Annotated in this window: 1 protein-coding gene; it reads right to left on the bottom strand. The window is 63.8% G+C overall.

Annotation, left to right across the window (positions count from 1 at the left end; genetic code table 11):
• Nucleotides 1-351, bottom strand: a 351-nt coding sequence (locus OH705_RS26920; protein ID WP_267303395.1) for a hypothetical protein, incomplete at both ends; no start/stop codon positions are given.

Genomic DNA, 351 nt, shown 5'->3' on the forward strand with positions numbered 1-351 from the left:
ACTCGGGTCTGCCGGAACATCGTGCACGGCCTGATAGATCCGGCCATCGACCACAACCATCTGGCCGGTATCGTAGGTCGTGTCCTTGTCGTAGGACTTCAGGCCGTCGAGGGCGTCGATCTGGTCCTGCAGGCCGTCGATCTTGTCCTTCAGCTCCTGCCCCAGCATCGACTCGTCGATTTCGCCGGAGATCATGTCGAGAATGGGGCCGGGGTCGGTCTGGGCGATGCCCTGCACAGCCGTCGGCGGCACCGGGAAGAACGGCCCAATATTTCCAGTCCGGTCGACCAGGCGCGCCCAGAAGAAGAACGACGCACCGGCAGCCAGGCCGGACATCACGTGCTCCGACTG

Origin of the sequence: Pseudomonas sp. BJa3, from assembly GCF_026343815.1 — a bacterium.
In the GTDB taxonomy this organism is placed as follows: domain Bacteria; phylum Pseudomonadota; class Gammaproteobacteria; order Pseudomonadales; family Pseudomonadaceae; genus Aquipseudomonas; species Aquipseudomonas soli.